The organism is Rhodococcus sp. Leaf233, from assembly GCF_001426165.1.
Classification (GTDB): Bacteria; Actinomycetota; Actinomycetes; order Mycobacteriales; family Mycobacteriaceae; genus Rhodococcoides; species Rhodococcoides fascians.
Window position 1 is genome coordinate 652319 of sequence record NZ_LMRO01000009.1, and the last position, 19360, is coordinate 671678.

Consider the following 19360-nt stretch of genomic DNA (forward strand, 5'->3'; position numbering starts at 1 on the left):
CGGATCTACGCCCCTCGTGGGAATTCGCACCGCCTGTAGGGTGCGCGTATTCCTACGAGCGCCGTAGCTGTGGGGAGGGGTAGCTCGGCGTACCGTCCACTCGGCGGACCGAGGAGCAACGCGCGCCGATGGGCAGCATCAAGCCGGTCGATGATGACGTGCGGAGTCGACAGGTCCCGCCAGTCGAATCTGAAGACGGTCCTGCCTTGCTCGGCGAGCCGGTTGTGGCGATTCTTCTCCGCGATGATTGCTTGCCGTGGCTGCGGACCGTACTTGTCTTCTCCGTCGAACTCGGCAATCACCTCGGCCAGGTCGGGAAACAGGAAGTCGGTACGGGCAATGCGTCGACCGTCTTCGTCGAAGATCGTCTGATTGGTCAGCGGAGTCGACACTGTCCGCAGGATCAGTCGCGATCGACTCTCGCCGACGCTGTCGCTACGCGCACTCATCGCGCTGACAGCACGTCTGGCGCGTCCGGCACCACTTCGGTGTTGCGCTGCTTCGCAATACTTCTCGAGTTCCTCGATCGTGGTGAGGCCGTGGCGCAATGCTCGATCACCGAGACACACCGCAACCTCGAGTGGATGAGTCCTGGCGACGTCGACGACTGTGCGCGCTGGGCGTGTGACACGCATACCGTCGAGATGAAGCCACTCGTCGTCCAGTAGATCGGTGCCGTGGAGGAACCGGCGTCGACTGCGCTTGCCCGAGTGGCCGCGACGGTTGGTCATCGTCACCGTGTCGAGCGGCAAGTTCCACACGTCGAGTCCGAGAACCACCGCTGCGGATGTATGGCTGAGCACGACGTCGTCACCGGAATCGGCATAGGTCGCCTGAGCCAGGAGTGCATGCTGCTGCGCGGAGTTCAGTGTTGCGAACACATCCCCTCGAACGAACCAGCCTCTACGGACTGCAACGATGGACTTGTGTGCGCGTGCCCGGCGAAGGTCGTCATCGGTGCACCCCGACGCGAGCGCATCGGCACGGGTGAAGAGCCCACGTTGGTCGAAGTCCATGCTCGATTGGACGCACGACCGACCTGTTTGGATCCGCCGAGCGGCAATCTACGGCCCGTTCAGGAATCCGCACCGCCTGCAGGGTGCGTAGATTCCTACCAGGGCCGTAGATCCACCGACCGACCTCAGGCCGACCGAACTCAGGCCGAACGACCCCGCTGCGCCCGGTACCAGCGCACCAGGGCGTCGGTGGATGAATCCGATTGCACGGCAGGGGCTTCGGCGTCGGTGAGTACCGGGGTCAGTTCGAGTGCCTGGGTCTTGCCGAGTTCGACGCCCCACTGGTCGTAGGAGTCGACTCCCCAGATGACGCCTTCGACGAAGACCTGGTGTTCGTACAGGGCGATCAATTGTCCGACGACGGACGGGGTGAGTTTGGGGGCGAGGATCGAGGTGGACGGTCGGTTGCCCGGCATCACCTTGTGCGGCACCACATCTGCGGGTGTGTCCTCGGCGGCGATCTCCTCGGCCGTCTTGCCGAAGGCCAGCACCTTGGTCTGGGCGAAGAAGTTGCTCATCAGCAGGTCGTGCATCGAGCCGGTGCCGTCGCGGGTGGGGAGATCGTCGGTGGGCTCGGCGAAGCCGATGAAGTCGGCGGGCACCAAACGTGTTCCCTGGTGCAGCAATTGGTAGAAGGCATGCTGTCCGTTGGTGCCCGGCTCGCCCCAGAAGATCTCGCCGGTGGAGGTGGTGACGGGGGAGCCGTCGGCCTTGACGGACTTGCCGTTCGACTCCATCGTCAGCTGCTGCAGGTAGGCCGCAAAGCGCGAGAGGTCATTCGAATACGGCAGCACCGCACGGGTTTCCGCGCCGAAGAAGTTGCTGTACCACAGGCCGATGAGGCCGAGCAGCACCGGTGCGTTCTCGGCGAGAGGCGTCGACCGGAAGTGCTCGTCGATTCGGTGGAAGCCGTCGAGGAATTCGGCGAATGCCTCTTTGCCGACAACGGCCATGACCGACAGTCCGATTGCCGAGTCCACGGAATAGCGTCCGCCCACCCAGTCCCAGAAGCCGAACATGTTGTCGGTGTCGATGCCGAAGTCCGCGACGCGTTCGGCGTTGGTGGACACGGCGACGAAGTGCTTGGCGACGGCGTCCTCACCGAGTGCGTCGACAAGCCAGCGGCGGGCCGCGGTGGCGTTGGTCAGCGTCTCGAGTGTGGAGAAGGTCTTGGAGGCGATGATGAACAGCGTCGACGCCGGGTCGAGTCCGTCGAGCGCGCCGACGAGATCGGCGGGGTCGACGTTCGAGACGAATTTCGCCGAGATTCCCGCGTCGGCGTAGTGACGGAGTGCGTTGTAGACCATGACCGGGCCCAGATCGGATCCACCGATACCGATGTTGACGACTGTGGAGATCTTCTCGCCGGTGGCACCGACCCATTCGCCCGAACGCACGCGATCGGTGAATTCGCCCATGGCCGTGAGGACTTCGTGCACATCGGCGACGACGTCCTGGCCGTCGACGGTCAACGACGCATCGGCGGGAAGGCGCAGCGCGGTGTGCAGAACAGCGCGATCCTCGGAGGTGTTGATGTGCTCGCCTGCGAACATGGCGTCGCGCTTGCCTTCGACGTCTGCGGTGCGGGCCAGTTCGATCAGCAGGGCGAGAGTCTCGCTGGTGACGCGATGCTTGCTGTAGTCGATGTGAAGATCCGCGGCGGCGAGGGTGAAGGTGCGCCCTCGGTCGGCGTCATCGGCGAACAGAGTTCGGAGATGAGTATCGGCAATCTCGGAGTGGTGATCGGTCAGTTTCTGCCAGGCATCCGTGCCGGTGATATCGACGCTCATACGAACCAACAGTAATCCGGTGCCGAGTCATGCGCGCGTCGTTTGTCGTTTGCATCGGGCGCTGCGGAGGCATCATGGACGGTATGGACCAACGTGCATTGATCGAATCGATTCCGGCAAAACTGTGGATCGGCGGCAAGGTCGTCGACGCCGAGGGCGGTAAGACGTTCCCGGTGAACGACCCCGCTACAGGTAAGCCGTTGACCGACGTGGCCGACGCATCCCCGGCCGACGCGATGAAGGCCCTCGACGCGGCTGCTGCGGCGCAGAAGAGCTGGGCGGCAACACCTGCCCGCGAACGCAGTGAAATTCTTCGAGCGGCGTTCGAGAAGGTCACCGAACGTGCCGACGACATCGCGCTGCTGATGACCCTGGAGATGGGCAAGGCCCTCGCGGAGTCGAAGGCCGAGGTCAAATACGGTGCGGAGTTCTTCCGGTGGTTCGCCGAGGAAGCGGTGCGCATCGGTGGTCGCTACACCCCGGCCCCGGCGGGCAACGGCCGCATTCTCGTGACCAAGGCTCCGGTCGGCCCGGTACTGGCGATCACCCCGTGGAATTTCCCGTTGGCGATGGGCACCAGGAAGATCGGCCCTGCCCTGGCCGCCGGCTGCACCATCGTGGTCAAGCCGGCCCGAGAGACCCCACTGACGATGCTGCTGCTCGCGCAGATCTTCGACGAGGTGGGTCTACCGGAGGGCGTGCTCTCGGTGCTGACGACGTCGAAGTCCGGCGACGTCACCGGACCCCTGTTGGAAGATCCTCGACTGCGCAAGCTGACGTTCACCGGATCCACCGGCGTCGGTAAGTCGCTCGTCGAAAAGTCCGCGACGAGGTTGCTACGGACGTCGATGGAACTCGGTGGCAATGCCCCGTTCGTCGTGTTCGACGACGCGAACATCGACGACGCAGTGGACGGCGCGATGCTGGCGAAGATGCGCAACGGCGGCGAGGCCTGCACGGCGGCGAACCGTCTGCACGTGCACAACAGCGTGCGTGAGGAATTCACCACCAAGTTGGTGGCGAAGATGTCCGAGATGAAGCTCGGACCCGGCGTCGACCCCGACACCAAGCTCGGACCGCTGATCAACGCAGACCAGCTCGAGACCGTGCAGGAACTCGTCGACGATGCCGTGGAGAAGGGCGCGACGGTAGCGCTCGGCGGTAGCGCACCGGGTGGCGACGGCTACTTCTACCCGGCGACCGTACTCACCGACATGCCGACGTCGGCGCGCATTCTGAAGGAAGAAGTGTTCGGCCCGGTGGCCCCGATCGTCGGATTCGACACCGAACAGGAAGGAATCGACGCAGCCAACGCCACCGAGTACGGCCTGGCGTCGTACATCTACACCGAGAGCCTGGATCGCGCGCTACGAGTGGCCGACGCGATCGACAGCGGCATGGTGGGTGTCAACCGCGGAGTGATCTCGGACGCGGCAGCACCGTTCGGTGGAGTCAAAGAATCCGGATTCGGCCGTGAGGGCGGATCCGAGGGAATCGAGGAATACCTCGAGACCAAGTACATCGCACTGAAGTAAAGCATCGGTTGGGCGTGCATCCCGCGCGCCCAACCGGGGTTCGGTCAGTGGCCGAGGCGACCGCGGCCGAGGCGGAGCAGGAGCATGGCCAGCGTGTGGCCTTCCTGACCGAGGCTGCTGAAGCGCTCGAGAACTTTCATCTCACGGCTGTGCACGAGGCGCGGGCCGCCGGACGCCATGCGGGTGCGTCCGATAATCTGCGAGACCTCGGAGCGACGCCGCACTGCCGCGAGGATCTCGGCGTCGAGACGGTCGATCTCCTGACGCAGGTCGTTGATCTCGGCTTCGCTGGAAGGCAATGCAGTCTCTGAATCGATCTTCGTCGTCATAGCCATCGTCTCTCCTCGGGTCACATCTTGGATCGTTGCGTCGTCCGGCACCGTTACGCCTTTCGTATTCGGAACTGCAGCGGCTGTCGGCTGGGTTTCGTCTCGAAGGTCCGAGATCGACGAGATTCCCGCCGGAAAGCTGGGGCGTTACGACTGTCGACAGGCTCCCGCTCGTCCGGCTGCGCAGTGGCCGATCCGACGCAAGCGATGACGCACGACTTTTTCGATCACCGATCCAGTGTGCCACGGGGTAACCGTCCTGAAAAGTCGGAGATGACGCCGACGACCACGGGATGTGGGTTTGTCGGTACGCGCCGGTAGCCTGGCCAGACGATGAACACATTCCTCCAGGGCCTCGAGTCCCGTAAGAAAACCTCGTCCGACGCGCTGCTGGAGGGGCTCAATCCTCAGCAGCGCGAGGCCGTCGTGCACACGGGATCGCCGCTGCTCATCGTGGCCGGTGCAGGCTCGGGCAAGACAGCGGTGCTGACGCGTCGCATCGCCTATCTGCTCGCGGAGCGGGGGGTGTCGCCGGGGCAGGTCCTGGCGATCACGTTCACCAACAAGGCCGCCGCCGAGATGCGCGAGCGAGTGGCAGGTCTGGTGGGGCCGCGGGCGAACGCGATGTGGGTGTCGACGTTCCACTCCAGTTGCGTGCGCATCCTGCGCGCCCAGGCGGCATTGTTGCCGGGGTTGAACTCCAACTTCTCGATCTACGACGCGGACGACTCACGCCGGCTGCTGACGATGATCTCCAAAGACCTGCAGATCGACACCAAGAAGTTCTCGGCTCGTCTGCTCTCGACGGCGATCTCCAACCTCAAGAACGAGCTGATCGGCCCGGACAAGGCCGCCGAGGACGCCGACGGTGACCCCGCCGAGCTGCCCCGACTCGTCGCGAAGGTCTATCGCATCTACCAGCAGCGTCTGCGCGCAGCCAACGCCATGGACTTCGACGACCTCATCGGCGAAACGGTGGGAATTCTGCAGGCCTTCCCGCAGGTGGCGCAGTACTACCGACGCCGGTTCCGGCACGTACTGGTCGACGAGTACCAGGACACCAACCACGCCCAGTACATGCTGGTTCGCGAACTCGTCGGCACGCCCGATGCAGACGGCGCGCTCGAGGGCACTGTCGCCCCGGGTGAACTCTGCGTGGTGGGTGACGCCGATCAGTCGATCTACGCATTCCGCGGCGCGACCATTCGCAACATCGAGGAGTTCGAGCGCGACTACCCGGACGCTCGCACCATTCTGCTCGAGCAGAACTACCGATCGACGCAGAACATTCTGTCGGCGGCCAATGCCGTCATCTCGCGCAACATCGGACGACGCGAGAAGAAGTTGTGGACCGACACCGGTGAAGGCGAACTGATCGTCGGGTACGTCGCCGACAACGAGCACGACGAGGCGTCGTTCGTCGCGTCGGAAATCGATCGTCTCGTCGACAGCGGGGATGTGCGTTTCGACGAGGTGGCAGTGTTCTACCGGACCAACAACTCCTCGCGCGCGCTCGAAGAGATCTTCGTTCGTCTCGGCCTGCCGTACAAGGTCGTCGGCGGCGTCCGGTTCTACGAGCGCAAGGAAGTCCGGGACCTCGTTGCGTACCTGCGCGTGCTGTCCAACGAAGACGACACCGTCAGCATGCGGCGCATCCTCAATACCCCCCGACGCGGCATCGGAGACCGCGCCGAGGCGTGTGTGGCCGTGCACGCCGAGCAACGCGACATCAGCTTCTCGCGAGCGCTGCACGACGCAGCCGCGGGCAAGGTGGCGTTGCTCAACTCGCGGCAGCAGAAGTTGATCGCTCAGTTCATGGAACTACTCGACGAGTTGCGTGCCGTACTGACGGCCACCGACGGAGACGGCAACGACATCGCCGATATCGGCGACGTGGTCGAAGCAGTTCTGGACCGCACCGGCTATCGCGCCGAGCTCGAGGCCAGTAGCGACCCGCAGGACGGTGCTCGCCTGGACAACCTCAACGAATTGGTCAGCGTCGCACGGGAGTTCACGTCCGAGGCGCGTAACCAGGCCGCAGTGGCCGAAGAGGCGCTCGAAACAGGTGACGACCGAAACGACGACGACGGCGGGGTCGACGGTCTGGCCGAGCCCGGTTCGTTGGCCGCTTTCCTCGAACGGGTTTCTCTGGTTGCCGATACCGATCAGATCCCCGACTCGGGCACCGGCGTCGTGACGTTGATGACGCTGCACACCGCCAAAGGGCTGGAATTTCCGGTCGTCTTCGTCACCGGGTGGGAGGACGGCCAGTTCCCGCACATGCGTGCGCTCGGTGATCCGAACGAGCTGTCCGAGGAACGACGGCTGGCGTACGTGGGTATCACTCGCGCGCGGCAACGGCTCTATCTCACGCGCGCGATCATGAGGTCGGCGTGGGGTCAGCCCATCGCCAACCCGGAATCACGCTTCCTGCAAGAGGTTCCGCAACATCTGATCGACTGGCGTCGCGAAGACCCGGGCACCGGCGGCGGCCGCGCAATCGGTGGCGGTAGATCCGGCAGCTACGGATCGAACAGTTACGGCTCGGGCGGCGGTTACGGCTCGGGCAACTACGGCTCCGGTAGCTACGGCGGGTCGTCGAGTCGTGGCCAGAGTTCGTCCCCGAGCTTCGGTGCCGCGAAGGGCCGAAACTCCAATCTGGTTCTGGCCGTGGGTGATCGAGTCAGCCACGACAAGTATGGACTGGGTACGGTGCTCGAATCCACCGGTGCCGGAGTCAAGGCGATGGTCCTGATCGATTTCGGCTCGGCAGGTCGCGTCAAGATGATGCTCATCGGCGGCGTCCCGATGACCAAGCTGTAGAAGTCCCGACAACGCGAAAGCCGGGCCCTACGAAAGCGGGGTCCGGCTTTGTTGTGAAGCGATGGAGAAGGACTCAGTCCATTTCGGGTCCGAGGGAGATTCCTCGGGACGCGAGCCAGGGGAGGGGATCGATCTTGACCTCACCCGGGAGATGAACCTCGAAGTGCAGGTGCGGGCCGGTGGAGAAGCCACGGTTGCCCATGGTTGCGATCTGGTCGCCGGCCATGACGTCCTGGCCCACGGTGACTGTCGAGGTGTCGATGTGGCCGTAGACGGTGATCGTGCCGTCGGCGTGCTGCAGGCGAACCCACATTCCGAAGCCCGACGCGGGACCGGAATCGATCACCTTGCCGTCGGCGACGGCGTAGATGGGGGTTCCGATGGCATTGGCGACGTCGACGCCGGCATGCAGGACGCCCCATCGCGTGCCGAAGTTGGAGGTGTACGTGCCCTGCGCCGGGAGGGAGAACAGCGGGCGACGGGCCGCGGCCTCGCGTGCGGCCCGCTCTTCGCTGAAACGCTGGCCCTTGGCGAGCAGGTCGTTGAACTGACTGAGGTCGACCGGTGCGGCGACGCTGAGGATCTGCGGTGCCTGCGAGGGAGTTGCGCTCGAAGCGTCGGCTACCGGCTCGTCGGCCTGCGGTGCGGTGGTGGCTGCGAGTGCTGCGGCGGCCGGTGCTTCACCCGCGGCGAGTGCGTACTCGGAGGTGGCGACTGCGGTGGGCGCATCGTCGTTGATGACGGCTTGCCCTGCGGCCACGACGGCACCGGCGGCCACGGCCAGCACGGCGGCGCGACCCTTCAGTGCAGTCGGAGGAACGGGGATGCGATGTGCTCCGCCGCGACGAGCCACGGGGGCGGCGTCTGCGGTGGTTGCGTAGGTCGTGACGACGGTCGGTGTCTCGTCGGCTGCTACTGCACCGGCGAAATCGGCTTCGACGTACTCGTACGTGGGGTAGGAATAGGCCTCGTATGCACTCGGCTCGGTGGTGGGCTCGTAGCTGTACACCGTGGTCGCGTCGTCCGCCGTCGGGCGAGAGAATCGGCTGGAAGTAAAGGACGCGCGGTGCTGCTGCAAGACCTACAACCTCCGATATCTGTGACCTGGCCGTTACTGAAAGACTCGGCAGACGGTAACGAAATGGTTGCGGCGCGCGCAAGTTAACAGCCGAAACCGGGGCAATATGTGAGATGGCTCACAGGGTGACCAGGGTTTATGTGGTGACACGCCACATCCGTAATCGGACACGAATGCGGCACGCACCGTGACCGACGGCTCGGGACGCGACCGAGCCGATACCGTCCTACGGGTGCCGACCCCCACCTTCGACGACTCGTCCGCCCACGGCTCCGACCGAGCCGAACCGCAACGTATAGCGCCGCAGGATGCCCGCGGCGGCGTGGAGGATCATTCGCCCACGTCGCGCATCGTCGCCGCCGTCGTGCTCGCCGTCGTCGCCGCACTGTGTGCCGCTGCAGCTCCGTTGATCGGCGTCGTCCAGGCCGTCGACGGTTCGCCAGTGGGCGACGGGGTTTCGTCGGCCGCTGTGCTGGCCGTTGCGCTCCCGGTCGTGGTGGCGGTTGCCGGCGCCGTCAGTGCTGCGATGCGACGCGTCGAATTCGGTGCCGCTCTGCTCGCAGGCTTCGGCGCGGTGACGCTCGGAATCGCGATCCTCGATCTCGCTGTGCTGTCCGATCCGATCGATGCGAACCGGCTCGAGCTGTTCCGTCCCCTGAGCGCCGCGATGCTCGACGCCACCCTCGGCTCTCATGTTCTGTTCGCCGGTCACGCTGCGTCGGTTCTGGCGGGTGCGGCGGGGTGGTCGGCAGTGCATCGCGCAGCGCTCGGTGACGGCTACGGCCATTCGGTCTACTCGGAGCACGTGGGACGGGCGACGGCGGGCCGGGTGGGTCCGCTGTTGTCGATCCTGCTCGGAGCGTTCGGTGTCGTGGCCGCCGCAGCGGCATTCGCCTCGCTGTACCGGTCGGCCGATCCGGTGGTGATCGTCTCGGCGGTGGTGGAGTCGCCGGTGTTCGTGGCGGTGGGGTCCGCGCTGGTCGGAATCGGCGCACTCGTGGTCACGGCCTCGGCGATGGCGTCACTCTCGCCGGTGGTCGCGTCCGGTGCCGCCGTCGGCGCGGGTCTCGGGGTCCTCTCGTTCGCGGGTGTCGGTCTGCTCGCTGGAGTGGCTACCGGTGCTCGGATCGAGGCCGGCCTCGGGGCGTACCTCGGCACCGTTGCCGGGCTCGGATTGACCGTCGGAGGCGCTGTACTCGCACCTATTGCCTCCGGCCGTGATCGCCGCGCTCTGGCGGCGGCGCGATCCGTCGCCGAGGGTGGTCGGGGTCCGCGCGGGGTCTCGGGGCCCGGCACCACGAGGTGGCATGCGGCAGCAGGCAGTGCCGGCGTAGTTGCCGGCGTACTGCTGGTGGTGGGGTCGCTGTTGCCGATTCTCGAAACCGACGCCGCAGGAACTGCGCCCACGATCCTGGCGACCCGCGTGGTGCTCATAGCGGGCTTCGTCTCGATTCTGGCCTCGGTGCCGCTGCTGTTCTCCGAGTTCGCTGCGGCGGCTCGTCCGTTCTTGTCCGTCTTCTGGCTCGCCGCGGTGTCGGCCGCGGCGGCCGTGTTGCAGTCGGTGGTGCTGGCCGAGGATCTCGCGGGCGTCGATACCGGGACGGGTGCTCTGCTGATCATCGCGGGCGTCGTGTTCGCGGCCGTCGCCGGACTGCTGGCCCTGTTCGCAGGATCGGCCGAGCGTGACGACGTCGACACGTCCGAGGATGCGGCCACTTACTTCCCGGTGCTGGGAACTGCGCTCGTCGGGGCCGTTCTACTGGCAGTCGGATTGGCCCTGCCCCTGTATCGAGGCAGCGATCTGACCGCGGCGACCATCACCGAGTTCCCGTGGGGTTGGGACACCTGGGGGCAGCTGCTGCTCGCTGTCGGCGTCGTCGTCGCCGCCCTCGTTGCCGCCCGGGCCCGCCCCGCGCGTGGCAGCGTTCTGCTCGCCGGTGCGGCCGTCGCGGGCGTCGTTCATCTCGCGTCGTGGCCACTGACGTCCGCTCGCGCAGCCGACCCGGAGATGGGACCCGGTGTGGTGCCATCGGTCGCCGGAATCGTCGTTCTCGGTGTCGCGGCGGCACTTTCGGCTCGTCGCACCGATCGGTGACGCCGGTTTCACTGCGGCCGCAGCGGTGAGATAGACCACATAGCATCCATGCGCCCGATGCGCCGTCGGGGCACCTGGATAAAGTCCATGCTCAGACCCGCTCACACCCCTGGAGCGGGCGTCAACGTAGACGAGACGGTGAGCTGATGGATCTCTTCGAATACCAGGCGAAGGAATTGTTCGCCAAGCATGGCGTACCCACCTCCGCCGGTCGTGTCACCGACACGGTCGCCGGAGCAACACAGATTGCCGAAGAAATCGGCAAGCCAGTAATGGTCAAGGCGCAGGTCAAGGTCGGCGGCCGCGGCAAGGCCGGCGGCGTCAAGTACTCCAAGGACGTCGCAGCAGCAACCGAGAACGCAGAAGCGATTCTCGGACTCGACATCAAGGGCCATGTCGTCAAGAAGCTTCTCGTCGCAGAAGCCTCCGACATCGCCGAGGAGTACTACATCTCCTTCTTGCTCGATCGCACCAACCGCACCTACCTCGCGATGTGTTCGGTCGAAGGTGGAGTCGAGATCGAGGTGACGGCGGAGGAGAACCCCGACGCACTCGCACGTATCCCCGTCGACGCAGTCAAGGGCGTCGACCTCGCGTTCGCTCGTGAGATCGCCGAGAAGGGCAAGCTGCCCGCCGAGGTGCTCGACGCCGCTGCGGTGACCATCCAGAAGCTGTGGGAGGTCTTCATCAACGAAGACGCTCTCCTGGTCGAGGTCAACCCGCTGGTTCGCACCCCCGACGATCAGATCCTCGCCCTCGACGGCAAGGTCACGCTCGACGCCAATGCAGACTTCCGCCAGCCCGGCCACGCCGAGTTCGAGGACAAGGACGCAGCCGATCCCCTCGAGGCCAAGGCCAAGGAGAACGACCTCAACTACGTCAAGCTCGACGGACAGGTCGGCATCATCGGAAACGGTGCCGGACTGGTCATGTCGACCCTCGACGTGGTCGCATACGCAGGCGAGGCACACGGCGGCGTCAAGCCGGCCAACTTCCTCGACATCGGCGGCGGCGCTTCGGCCGAGGTCATGGCCGCAGGCCTCGACGTCATCCTCGGTGACGAGCAGGTCAAGAGCGTGTTCGTCAACGTCTTCGGTGGCATCACCGCGTGTGACGCAGTGGCCAACGGCATCGTCGGCGCGCTGAAGAAGCTGGGCGACGACGCCAACAAGCCGCTGGTCGTCCGTCTCGACGGCAACAAGGTCGAAGAGGGCCGCAAGATTCTCGCCGACGCCGCGCACCCGCTGGTGACGCTCGCCGGAACCATGGACGAGGGCGCCGACAAGGCCGCCGAGCTGGCAGCGAAGTAGAGGAAACAATGTCTATCTTTCTGAACAAGGACAACAAGGTCATCGTCCAGGGCATCACCGGCGGCGAAGGCACCAAGCACACCGCCCTGATGCTCAAGGCCGGCACCCAGGTCGTCGGTGGCGTCAACGCACGTAAGGCCGGAACCACGGTCAAGCACGTCGACGCACAGGGCAACGACATCGAACTGCCGGTGTTCGCTTCGGTTTCCGAGGCCATGGAGAAGACCGGAGCCGACGTGTCCATCGCGTTCGTGCCGCCGGCATTCTCCAAGGACGCCATCGTCGAAGCGATCGACGCGGAGATCCCGCTGCTCGTCGTCATCACCGAGGGCATCCCCGTGCAGGACTCCGCATACGCGTGGGCCTACAACGTGGAGAAGGGCAAGAAGACCCGTATCATCGGGCCGAACTGCCCCGGAATCATTACTCCCGGTGAGGCATTGGTCGGCATCACGCCCGCCAACATCTCGGGAACCGGCCCCATCGGCCTGGTCTCCAAGAGTGGCACCCTGACCTACCAGATGATGTTCGAGCTCCGCGACTTCGGATTCTCGACGGCCATCGGCATCGGCGGCGACCCCGTCATCGGAACCACCCACATCGACGCCATCGAGGCGTTCGAGGCGGACCCCGATACCAAGATCATCGTCATGATCGGCGAGATCGGCGGCGACGCAGAAGAGCGTGCAGCCGACTACATCAAGGCCAACGTGACCAAGCCGGTCGTCGGCTACGTCGCAGGCTTCACCGCTCCCGAGGGCAAGACCATGGGCCACGCCGGCGCCATCGTCTCCGGCTCGCTGGGAACGGCACAGGCGAAGAAGGACGCACTCGAGGCCGCAGGCGTCAAGGTCGGCAAGACGCCGTCCGAGACCGCTGCCCTCGCGCGCGAAATCCTGGAATCGCTGTCCGTGAAGTAGGACTCGCTTCCGAAAGAGCCCGCCACCGATTTCGGTGGCGGGCTTTTTCGTGCCCCAATCCCTTGTGCGCGTTTTGCGTACCTGAAGGTACGCAAAACGCGCACGACGTATGGGCAGCGCTATTCGGTCTCGAACTTGTCCACTCGCCACAGGACGAACACTGTCATCGCTCCGAACAGCGCCGCCGCGAGTGCGTAGTAGAGCGATTCGAAAGTTCCTGCAGCCCATGCCAGGACGATCGCGGACATCAGAAACAACGCGACTTTGAAGTACTCGAACCTCTTGCGTGTCATGTCTTGCCCTCCCGTTCGACGATGTCGCTGCCCATTCTTCCTGAAAAGTGTTGTGTTGCATAGTAATTGAATTGCACAGTGAAGGTAAAGGGGAGTCAATAGCTAAAGTAACGACATCAAGTCACAATCGCTGTGACACCGTTCGGGGAGGGCTGATGTCGGAATTTCTGCACCGTCTGTATCGACAGGGGTGGCACGCGGACCCGGCTGTACGACCGGTCGGCCGGTTGATGATCGCGGCCATGGTGGTCTCGTGTCTGTATGCACTCGCCTCGGTGGCGCTGGCGAAGTCGCTGGCGGATTTCCAGATGCATCGACAGGGCATGGACGACGGCTCCCTTCCGGCCTCGGCGAAAGCGATCGTCTACGGGGCCTACTCGCTGCGGGTGATCACCGTGGTCAGCCTGATCTTCGGCTACTCGTATCTTGTCCAGCGACTTTCCAGGCGCAGTCCATCCGAACATCGACTCTTGTCGAGCTGGAGCATCTTCGGAGTGGCCGCCTACTCCTACCTGATCTTCACCCCGAATCTTCCGTGGACCCACGTGGTGCAAGCGATTCAAGTGGTCATCCTGCTGGCGGTCGCAGTGCTGCTGTTCACGCCTCGTGTGCGGGCCTACTTCGCGGGCGCGTCGGTGGACTAGATTGGCCCCGTGCACAACATCTTCACCACCGCCTTCGTGACGGTCCATCGGCTCTACATCAACAAGGTCGTGCGAAAGGGCCGCACTGCAGCGGAGGTCGACGAGATCGTCCGGTGGTTCACCGGGTTCAATCAAGCCACCCTCGATCGACATCTCGAGGCCGAGGACTTCTTCGCGGCGGCGAACCTGAACCCGAACGCGACGCTGATCACCGGAGTTGTCTGCGGCATCCGCGTCGAGAATGTCGAAGATCCCTTGATGAAGAAAATCCGATTGCTGGACAAGCTGATCGACGAACTCGCCAAGGGTAAAGCAATGGAGAAGATCTTGCGCGGATGACCGTTGCTCAGTAAATCGAATGAGTGAGCGTTGCGGTGTAGGTGTCGGCGAGCAGATCACTGTTCGGTACCAAGATGTTCACGGTGGCCGTCCAACTCGTCAGGCACGCTACGCCCCCACCGGTTTTCGCATTGACGGCCGTAGCCGAGAGCGGCACATTGCTGACGCCAGGGGATTTCACCAACAGAAGCAGGCAGTTTGTCTCGGGAGCGGAGTAGGACGCGACCGGCGTGACCGTCCTACCGGTGTTTTGGCCTCGGAACGGCGAGAGGCTCACCGTAGAAGTCCAGTTGCCGAGCACGTTGACGACGCTGAGGCCCATATTTCCGGTCCACGGCACACCAGGCGTGAGCGCACCTTGTCCTGCCTTGGGTGTCAAATCGCTGGTCGTTTCGATATTCAGCAGGCTGGCCGCAGAAGGTGCCGCGGCCGCGCGCGCTGCCGGAACAGGTGATAGGGCAGAGCCGGGCGTAGTCTCGATCGGAACCGTAGGAAGCGTCGGTGACGTCGTATTGGTAGTCGGAGACACGGCTGGCTCTGTTGTGGGTAGCTCGAAAGTCGGTACGACGCCGGATGTTTCGGTCGGTGCGCTGGACACATCCATCGTGGTCGTGGTCGTGGTCGTGGTCGTGGTTGTTGCGGATGGTGCCGGAGCGTCAGTGGTGGCGATCTGTACCGGAGGGATCGAGGCGGTCGTGTCGCTGGTCGTACATGCCGGTGTCGGAACCGCAGTGGTGGTGGTCGGCACGGGACTTGTGGTCGTCGTAGGTGCGACGACGCAATTCTGTTCGGCAGCAGGGGGATCTGCCAATTGTTGCGCAGACGCCGCTGGGTTGGCGGTGACTGCAAGAACCACCGCCAACCCGACAGCTACCGCGTGGCGTCGCATCTCAACTGACCTTTCGTCGCCGTATCAGCACGACGACCGCAGCTGCGATCGCGACGGCGATCAGCGCGGCGAGTCCCCAGATCCATACAGGAGCACCGGAATCCGACGATGCTCCAGCCGCCGTGACCGAGCCCTGATCAGGGAACGTCAACTCGACGGCCGATGTCTTGCTCACCAACCCGCTCGTGACTGTCACGGCCGCCTGCCACGGTCCCGCGGGAAGCGCGGGGTCGAGTGTGAAGGTAACGCTTCCCGATTGCCCTGGCGCGACAGATCCGCCCGAACCCTTGACCGGTGCAGTCGAAATCCCGCCGGGACCGCCCGACAGCTCCACGGTTCCACTCGGGTCGAGGGCTCGGCCGCCGGTGTTGGTGATGTTCGCGACGACCTGTGGGGCACCGTCGTCGCTGCGAGCAGCGGTGACCCCATCGACGGACAGGTCGGCGGCGGGACCGTTTCCGGCTCCGACCGAAAGATACGTGCGAATACCGACACGGCTGACGTTCTGAATTCCGGTTCCGGTTGGGGCACCGGCAGTTTGCGCCCATACGACGGCATACTGCTCACCCTCGGGGGCGTCGGGTGGAACTGCGATGGTCACCACCGCTTCGGCCGCCGAGTTCGGAGCCAGCGTGAGGTCCGTCGGCGTCACCGACATCCACGTCGTGAGCTCGTTGACGGCGCGGTCGTCACCTACCTCGAAGCCGGAGTCGTCGGCTCCGATCGATGCAGCAGCGGGGTACAGGGTGACCGGCTGCTGCTGATCGGTGCTGTTGCTGACCTCGATGCGCCTGGTGATGGTGGTGCCGGGCGGCAGGTTGTCGATGATGTAGGCCAGCGCCCGCGGATCGTCCTGTAGCGATACGGGCGCCTCGAGCAGGCGAATGCCCACGCTGCCCACCGGTGCCGATTCGGTTGGTTGTTGAGCGGCAGCCGGAGCCTGCGCGACGAACGCCGAAGCGAACATCAGCACGGTCAGGACTCCGGCCGCCAATCCCCGATGAAGTGACATGTACAGATCAGGCCACCGAATGCGTGACAACGCCCGTGTACGTACCTGCCACGACGTCGCTGGGCAGTGCGACGGAGACGGTGCCGGTCCAGGTGGCGGTGTTCGCTCCGACGACCGCTGTCGCGACCACGACAGGCTTGGTGGAGTCGATGGTCTGAGGAACCAGTACTCCGGCCACCGTCGAGACGCCGGTGCGCGCAGGCAGGAGCGGTGCCGAGTAGGTTACTGCGGTCGCAGGGATGGACGCGGGGTCCGGCGCGGGCTTGTCGAACGCGGTGCTGATCGCCGACGCAGTCCAGCCGTTGATTCCGAGTCGCTGGTCGGACACGACGACCGGGGTGATTCCTCCGCTCGCTGTATTGCCAGTGACGGTCAGCGCCTGGGATGTCGGGGCTGTGATGGTGAGTGCACCGCCCGCGACAACGAAGGTCACGTTGGTGGGGACGGCGTTGGAGACGGCGGGCGTGATGACGGCAGCGGCGAGGGCACTGGCAACGGCAACGGTGGCGAAGAGGGACTTGCGCATGAGGGGCGTCCTAGGGGAGTGCGAGTGTTGCGACCCGCCGGTTTGTGATGTGTATAACACTAATCGTCAATTGGTGTGACACGTTACAAATCGTCCTTATCTGTCACGGAGATTTTTTGGCGGCCTGTAACAGGGCGGCGGCCTGAGTTATCGGGTGCACGGTTTTCGACTCGGCTGGCATATTCGACTGGCAATCTTCTTCCTGCGATGGCCGACAGCTGAGAGATACCAGAGTGTTTCTCAGAATCACGCTGAGTCGAACTGTGGTCATCGCTTCGACGCGGGACTTCACTGTGCGTCATGACAACTACCGAAAATCGTGCACTCGCCAAGAACTGGCCCGACGCTCCCACCACTGCCGCCGGATGGGTGTCCCGCGCAGGTGAGGTAGCGCAGCTTCTCGCTGTCGACGCCGTTGCCCGTGACAAGGGTCGTGAGCTTCCGTCCGCAGAGGTTCAGTTGCTCAAGGACGCCGGGCTCGTCACGCTGCTCGGTCCCGTCGAGCACGGTGGCGGCGGCCAGGATTGGCCCACGGCCTACCAGGTGATTCGCACCGTCTCGAAGGCCGACGGCTCGATCGGTCAGCTGCTGGGCTACCACCTTCTCTGGTTCTGGGCCGCGCGTCTGGTCGGTACTCCCGAGCAGATCGAGGCCGTCGAAGCCGATGCCACGAAGAACAAGTGGTTCTTCGGCGGTGCCGTCAATCCACGCGACAACGACGTGTCGGTCACCGACGAGGGCGAGACCATCGTGTTCGACGGTTCCAAGACGTTCTCCACCGGCAGTCGTGTCTCGGACGTCACCGTGCTCGAGGGTGCGCTCGAGGGCAGCACCGATCACGTGTTCGCTATCGTGCCGTCGAACATCGAGGGTCTTTCCTTCCACGACGACTGGGACAACATCGGCCAGCGTCAGACCGAAAGCGGCAGTGTCACGATCGACAAGGTTCGAGTCGACTGGCCAAGTGCAGCGGGGTTCGTGGACAAGGTGTTTCAGCCCCGCGTCTACAACACCCTCAATGTTCCGACCATCCAGTTGGTGTTCGTCAACTTCTACCTCGGAATCGCGAGGGGTGCTCTCGAGGAAGCCGCGTCGTACACCAAGGACAAGACTCGCGCGTGGCTGCACAGCACGGTGGACAAGGCCGTCGACGAGCCCTACATCATCGACATCTACGGCGATCTGACCGCCAAACTGTGGGCCGTCGAAGCTCTGGCCGACGCAGTGGCGTTGGAAGGGCAGAAGATTCACGACAACGCGTGGAACGTCACCGCCGAGGAGCGTGGTGACCACGAGGTGCGGGTGGCCGCAGTCAAGGCTCGCGCCACCGACGTCTCGCTCGAGATCACCTCGACCGTGTTCGAGGCCCTCGGTGCCCGCGCCACAGCCAGCAAGTACGGGTTCGATCGCTTCTGGCGCAACGTGCGAACCCACACGCTGCACGATCCGGTTGCGTACAAGCGACGCGAAGTCGGCCGCTGGGTGCTCACCGGGGAGCTGCCCGAGCCCACCTGGTACTCGTAGTCCCGACATTTCCGGCCCCGATCCGACCCCCGATTTCCGGATGAATGTGCCATCCACGCCATCTGAGTGCGTGGATGGCGCATTCATCCGATGAAGGATGACGCACACATGAGCACCGAAAAGATCGCCGACGCAATCAAGTTTGCGTACTGGGTTCCCAATGTCTCGGGTGGCCTGGTCACCAGCACCATCGAGCAACGGACCAGTTGGGACTACGAGTACAACAAGAAGCTGGCGCAGACCGCCGAGAACAACGGCTTCGAGTACGCGCTCAGTCAGGTCCGTTACGAGGCGAGCTACGGGGCCGAGTTCCAGCACGAGTCGACGAGTTTCTCGCTCGCGTTGCTGTTGGCCACCGAACGTCTGAAAGTCATTGCCGCCGTGCATCCCGGGCTCTGGCAGCCGGCCGTCCTGGCCAAGCTCGGCGCTACCGCCGACCATCTCTCGAACGGACGTTTTGCGGTCAACGTCGTCAGTGGTTGGTTCAAGGACGAGTTCACCCATCTCGGTGAGCCGTGGCTCGAGCACGACGAAAGATACCGTCGCAGCGCCGAATTCCTGCAGGTACTGCGCAAGATCTGGACCGAGGACGACGTGGATTTCCGGGGCGATTTCTATCGGATCCACGATTTCACGCTGAAGCCGAAGCCGCTCAACACCCCGGAACGGCCCAATCCTGAACTCTTCCAAGGTGGTAACTCGTCCGCCGCGCAGGAGAATGCCGGCCGGTACTCGGATTGGTACTTCAGCAACGGCAAGGATTTCGACGGCGTCACCGAGCAGCTCGACAACCTGCGTCGGGTCGCGCGCGATCACCGACGTGAGGTCAAGTTCGGGCTCAACGGATTCATCATCGCGCGAGACAGCGAGAAGGAAGCGCGAGATACGTTGCGAGAGATCATCGACAAGGCCAACAAGCCTGCCGTCGAGGGTTTCAGAGGTGCGGTGCAGCAGGCGGGCAATTCGACGGCCGACAAGAAGGGGATGTGGGCCGACTCGACGTTCGAGGACCTCGTTCAGTACAACGACGGGTTCAAGACGCAGTTGATCGGCACCCCGGAGCAGGTTGCCGAACGCATCGTCGCCTACCGACGCCTCGGCGTCGACCTCGTTCTCGGAGGCTTCCTGCACTTTCAGGAGGAAATCGAATACTTCGGAGGAAAGGTGCTGCCGCTGGTGCGGGAGCTCGAAGCGGCCGAATCGAACGACCACGAGTTGGTCACGTCCCACTGACCTG

Annotated in this window: 17 protein-coding genes; 9 read left to right on the forward strand and 8 right to left on the reverse strand. The window is 64.3% G+C overall.

The features are described 5' to 3' along the window. Positions 1-5: 5 nt before the first annotated feature. Positions 6-1016, reverse strand: coding sequence for a type IV toxin-antitoxin system AbiEi family antitoxin domain-containing protein (locus ASH04_RS13780; protein ID WP_057473731.1), 1011 nt, complete (start codon positions 1014-1016; stop codon positions 6-8). A 140-nt stretch (positions 1017-1156) separates the two neighbouring features. After that, positions 1157-2806 carry a glucose-6-phosphate isomerase gene (pgi, locus tag ASH04_RS13785; protein ID WP_057473732.1) on the reverse strand — a complete coding sequence of 550 codons (1650 nt, stop codon included), beginning with the start codon at positions 2804-2806 and terminating at the stop codon, positions 1157-1159. 83 nt (positions 2807-2889) lie between these two features. Here pgi and ASH04_RS13790 point away from each other — a divergent pair, with 83 nt between their 5' ends. Further along, positions 2890-4341, forward strand: a complete 1452-nt coding sequence (locus ASH04_RS13790) for an NAD-dependent succinate-semialdehyde dehydrogenase (protein WP_057473963.1) — start codon at positions 2890-2892, stop codon at positions 4339-4341. Between the two features lie 44 nt (positions 4342-4385). Here ASH04_RS13790 and ASH04_RS13795 read toward each other — a convergent pair whose 3' ends face one another. Further along, positions 4386-4676, reverse strand: coding sequence for a chorismate mutase (locus tag ASH04_RS13795; protein WP_027496010.1), 291 nt, complete (start codon positions 4674-4676; stop codon positions 4386-4388). 327 nt (positions 4677-5003) lie between these two features. Here ASH04_RS13795 and ASH04_RS13800 point away from each other — a divergent pair, with 327 nt between their 5' ends. Further along, the gene (locus tag ASH04_RS13800) at positions 5004-7493 is read left to right on the forward strand and encodes a UvrD-helicase domain-containing protein (protein ID WP_057473733.1); all 2490 of its coding nucleotides are present in this window, start codon (positions 5004-5006) and stop codon (positions 7491-7493) included. Positions 7494-7566: 73 nt separating this feature from the next. On the opposite strand, the gene ASH04_RS13805 is transcribed toward ASH04_RS13800, so the two are convergent. Then, positions 7567-8571 (reverse strand): M23 family metallopeptidase, encoded by a 1005-nt coding sequence (locus tag ASH04_RS13805; RefSeq protein WP_032365931.1) that lies wholly within the window; start codon positions 8569-8571, stop codon positions 7567-7569. A 232-nt stretch (positions 8572-8803) separates the two neighbouring features. On the opposite strand from ASH04_RS13805, the gene ASH04_RS13810 reads away from it, so the two are divergent. The 3 genes from ASH04_RS13810 to sucD all read left to right on the forward strand — a co-directional run bounded on the left by ASH04_RS13810 (position 8804) and on the right by sucD (position 12896). Next, positions 8804-10666 carry a hypothetical protein gene (locus tag ASH04_RS13810; protein ID WP_235580004.1) on the forward strand — a complete coding sequence of 621 codons (1863 nt, stop codon included), beginning with the start codon at positions 8804-8806 and terminating at the stop codon, positions 10664-10666. Positions 10667-10812: 146 nt separating this feature from the next. After that, complete coding sequence (sucC, locus tag ASH04_RS13815; protein ID WP_027496014.1) at positions 10813-11976, forward strand: ADP-forming succinate--CoA ligase subunit beta; 1164 nt, start codon at positions 10813-10815, stop codon at positions 11974-11976. A gap of 8 nt (positions 11977-11984) precedes the next feature. Next, positions 11985-12896, forward strand: coding sequence for a succinate--CoA ligase subunit alpha (gene sucD, locus ASH04_RS13820; protein WP_027496015.1), 912 nt, complete (start codon positions 11985-11987; stop codon positions 12894-12896). 119 nt (positions 12897-13015) lie between these two features. Here the strand turns inward: sucD and ASH04_RS26545 are convergent, their stop codons facing one another. Beyond that, positions 13016-13189 carry a hypothetical protein gene (locus ASH04_RS26545; protein WP_155288490.1) on the reverse strand — a complete coding sequence of 58 codons (174 nt, stop codon included), beginning with the start codon at positions 13187-13189 and terminating at the stop codon, positions 13016-13018. A gap of 155 nt (positions 13190-13344) precedes the next feature. On the opposite strand from ASH04_RS26545, the gene ASH04_RS13825 reads away from it, so the two are divergent. Continuing rightward, on the forward strand, positions 13345-13833 hold the full coding sequence (locus ASH04_RS13825; RefSeq protein WP_057473735.1) for a hypothetical protein: 489 nt from the start codon (positions 13345-13347) through the stop codon (positions 13831-13833). A gap of 9 nt (positions 13834-13842) precedes the next feature. Beyond that, positions 13843-14172, forward strand: coding sequence for a DUF2200 domain-containing protein (locus ASH04_RS13830; protein WP_057473736.1), 330 nt, complete (start codon positions 13843-13845; stop codon positions 14170-14172). 7 nt (positions 14173-14179) lie between these two features. On the opposite strand, the gene ASH04_RS26550 is transcribed toward ASH04_RS13830, so the two are convergent. From ASH04_RS26550 to ASH04_RS13845, 3 genes are all read right to left on the reverse strand, one after another. Then, positions 14180-14512 carry a hypothetical protein gene (locus tag ASH04_RS26550; RefSeq protein ID WP_143537073.1) on the reverse strand — a complete coding sequence of 111 codons (333 nt, stop codon included), beginning with the start codon at positions 14510-14512 and terminating at the stop codon, positions 14180-14182. Between the two features lie 550 nt (positions 14513-15062). After that, the gene (locus ASH04_RS13840; RefSeq protein WP_057473738.1) at positions 15063-16073 is read right to left on the reverse strand and encodes a hypothetical protein; all 1011 of its coding nucleotides are present in this window, start codon (positions 16071-16073) and stop codon (positions 15063-15065) included. Positions 16074-16080: 7 nt separating this feature from the next. Beyond that, positions 16081-16599 carry a hypothetical protein gene (locus ASH04_RS13845; RefSeq protein ID WP_032365926.1) on the reverse strand — a complete coding sequence of 173 codons (519 nt, stop codon included), beginning with the start codon at positions 16597-16599 and terminating at the stop codon, positions 16081-16083. 300 nt (positions 16600-16899) lie between these two features. Here ASH04_RS13845 and ASH04_RS13850 point away from each other — a divergent pair, with 300 nt between their 5' ends. Next, a complete protein-coding gene (locus ASH04_RS13850) occupies positions 16900-18123 on the forward strand; it encodes an acyl-CoA dehydrogenase family protein (protein ID WP_057473739.1) in 1224 nt (407 codons plus the stop codon). A gap of 108 nt (positions 18124-18231) precedes the next feature. After that, positions 18232-19356, forward strand: coding sequence for a dimethylsulfone monooxygenase SfnG (gene sfnG, locus ASH04_RS13855; protein WP_057473740.1), 1125 nt, complete (start codon positions 18232-18234; stop codon positions 19354-19356). The last annotated feature ends 4 nt before the right edge of the window (positions 19357-19360 follow it).

Excerpts from the sequence above, each read along its gene's own strand:
- ASH04_RS13780 (WP_057473731.1), bottom strand. The coding sequence starts at position 1,016 with ATGGACTTCGACCAACGTGGGCTCTTCACCCGTGCCGATGCGCTCGCG.
- pgi (WP_057473732.1), bottom strand. The coding sequence starts at position 2,806 with ATGAGCGTCGATATCACCGGCACGGATGCCTGGCAGAAACTGACCGAT.
- ASH04_RS13790 (WP_057473963.1), top strand. The coding sequence starts at position 2,890 with ATGGACCAACGTGCATTGATCGAATCGATTCCGGCAAAACTGTGGATC.
- ASH04_RS13795 (WP_027496010.1), bottom strand. The coding sequence starts at position 4,676 with ATGGCTATGACGACGAAGATCGATTCAGAGACTGCATTGCCTTCCAGC.
- ASH04_RS13800 (WP_057473733.1), top strand. The coding sequence starts at position 5,004 with ATGAACACATTCCTCCAGGGCCTCGAGTCCCGTAAGAAAACCTCGTCC.
- sucC (WP_027496014.1), top strand. The coding sequence starts at position 10,813 with ATGGATCTCTTCGAATACCAGGCGAAGGAATTGTTCGCCAAGCATGGC.
- sucD (WP_027496015.1), top strand. The coding sequence starts at position 11,985 with ATGTCTATCTTTCTGAACAAGGACAACAAGGTCATCGTCCAGGGCATC.
- ASH04_RS26545 (WP_155288490.1), bottom strand. The coding sequence starts at position 13,189 with ATGACACGCAAGAGGTTCGAGTACTTCAAAGTCGCGTTGTTTCTGATG.
- ASH04_RS13825 (WP_057473735.1), top strand. The coding sequence starts at position 13,345 with ATGTCGGAATTTCTGCACCGTCTGTATCGACAGGGGTGGCACGCGGAC.
- ASH04_RS13840 (WP_057473738.1), bottom strand. The coding sequence starts at position 16,073 with ATGTCACTTCATCGGGGATTGGCGGCCGGAGTCCTGACCGTGCTGATG.
- ASH04_RS13845 (WP_032365926.1), bottom strand. The coding sequence starts at position 16,599 with ATGCGCAAGTCCCTCTTCGCCACCGTTGCCGTTGCCAGTGCCCTCGCC.
- ASH04_RS13850 (WP_057473739.1), top strand. The coding sequence starts at position 16,900 with ATGACAACTACCGAAAATCGTGCACTCGCCAAGAACTGGCCCGACGCT.
- sfnG (WP_057473740.1), top strand. The coding sequence starts at position 18,232 with ATGAGCACCGAAAAGATCGCCGACGCAATCAAGTTTGCGTACTGGGTT.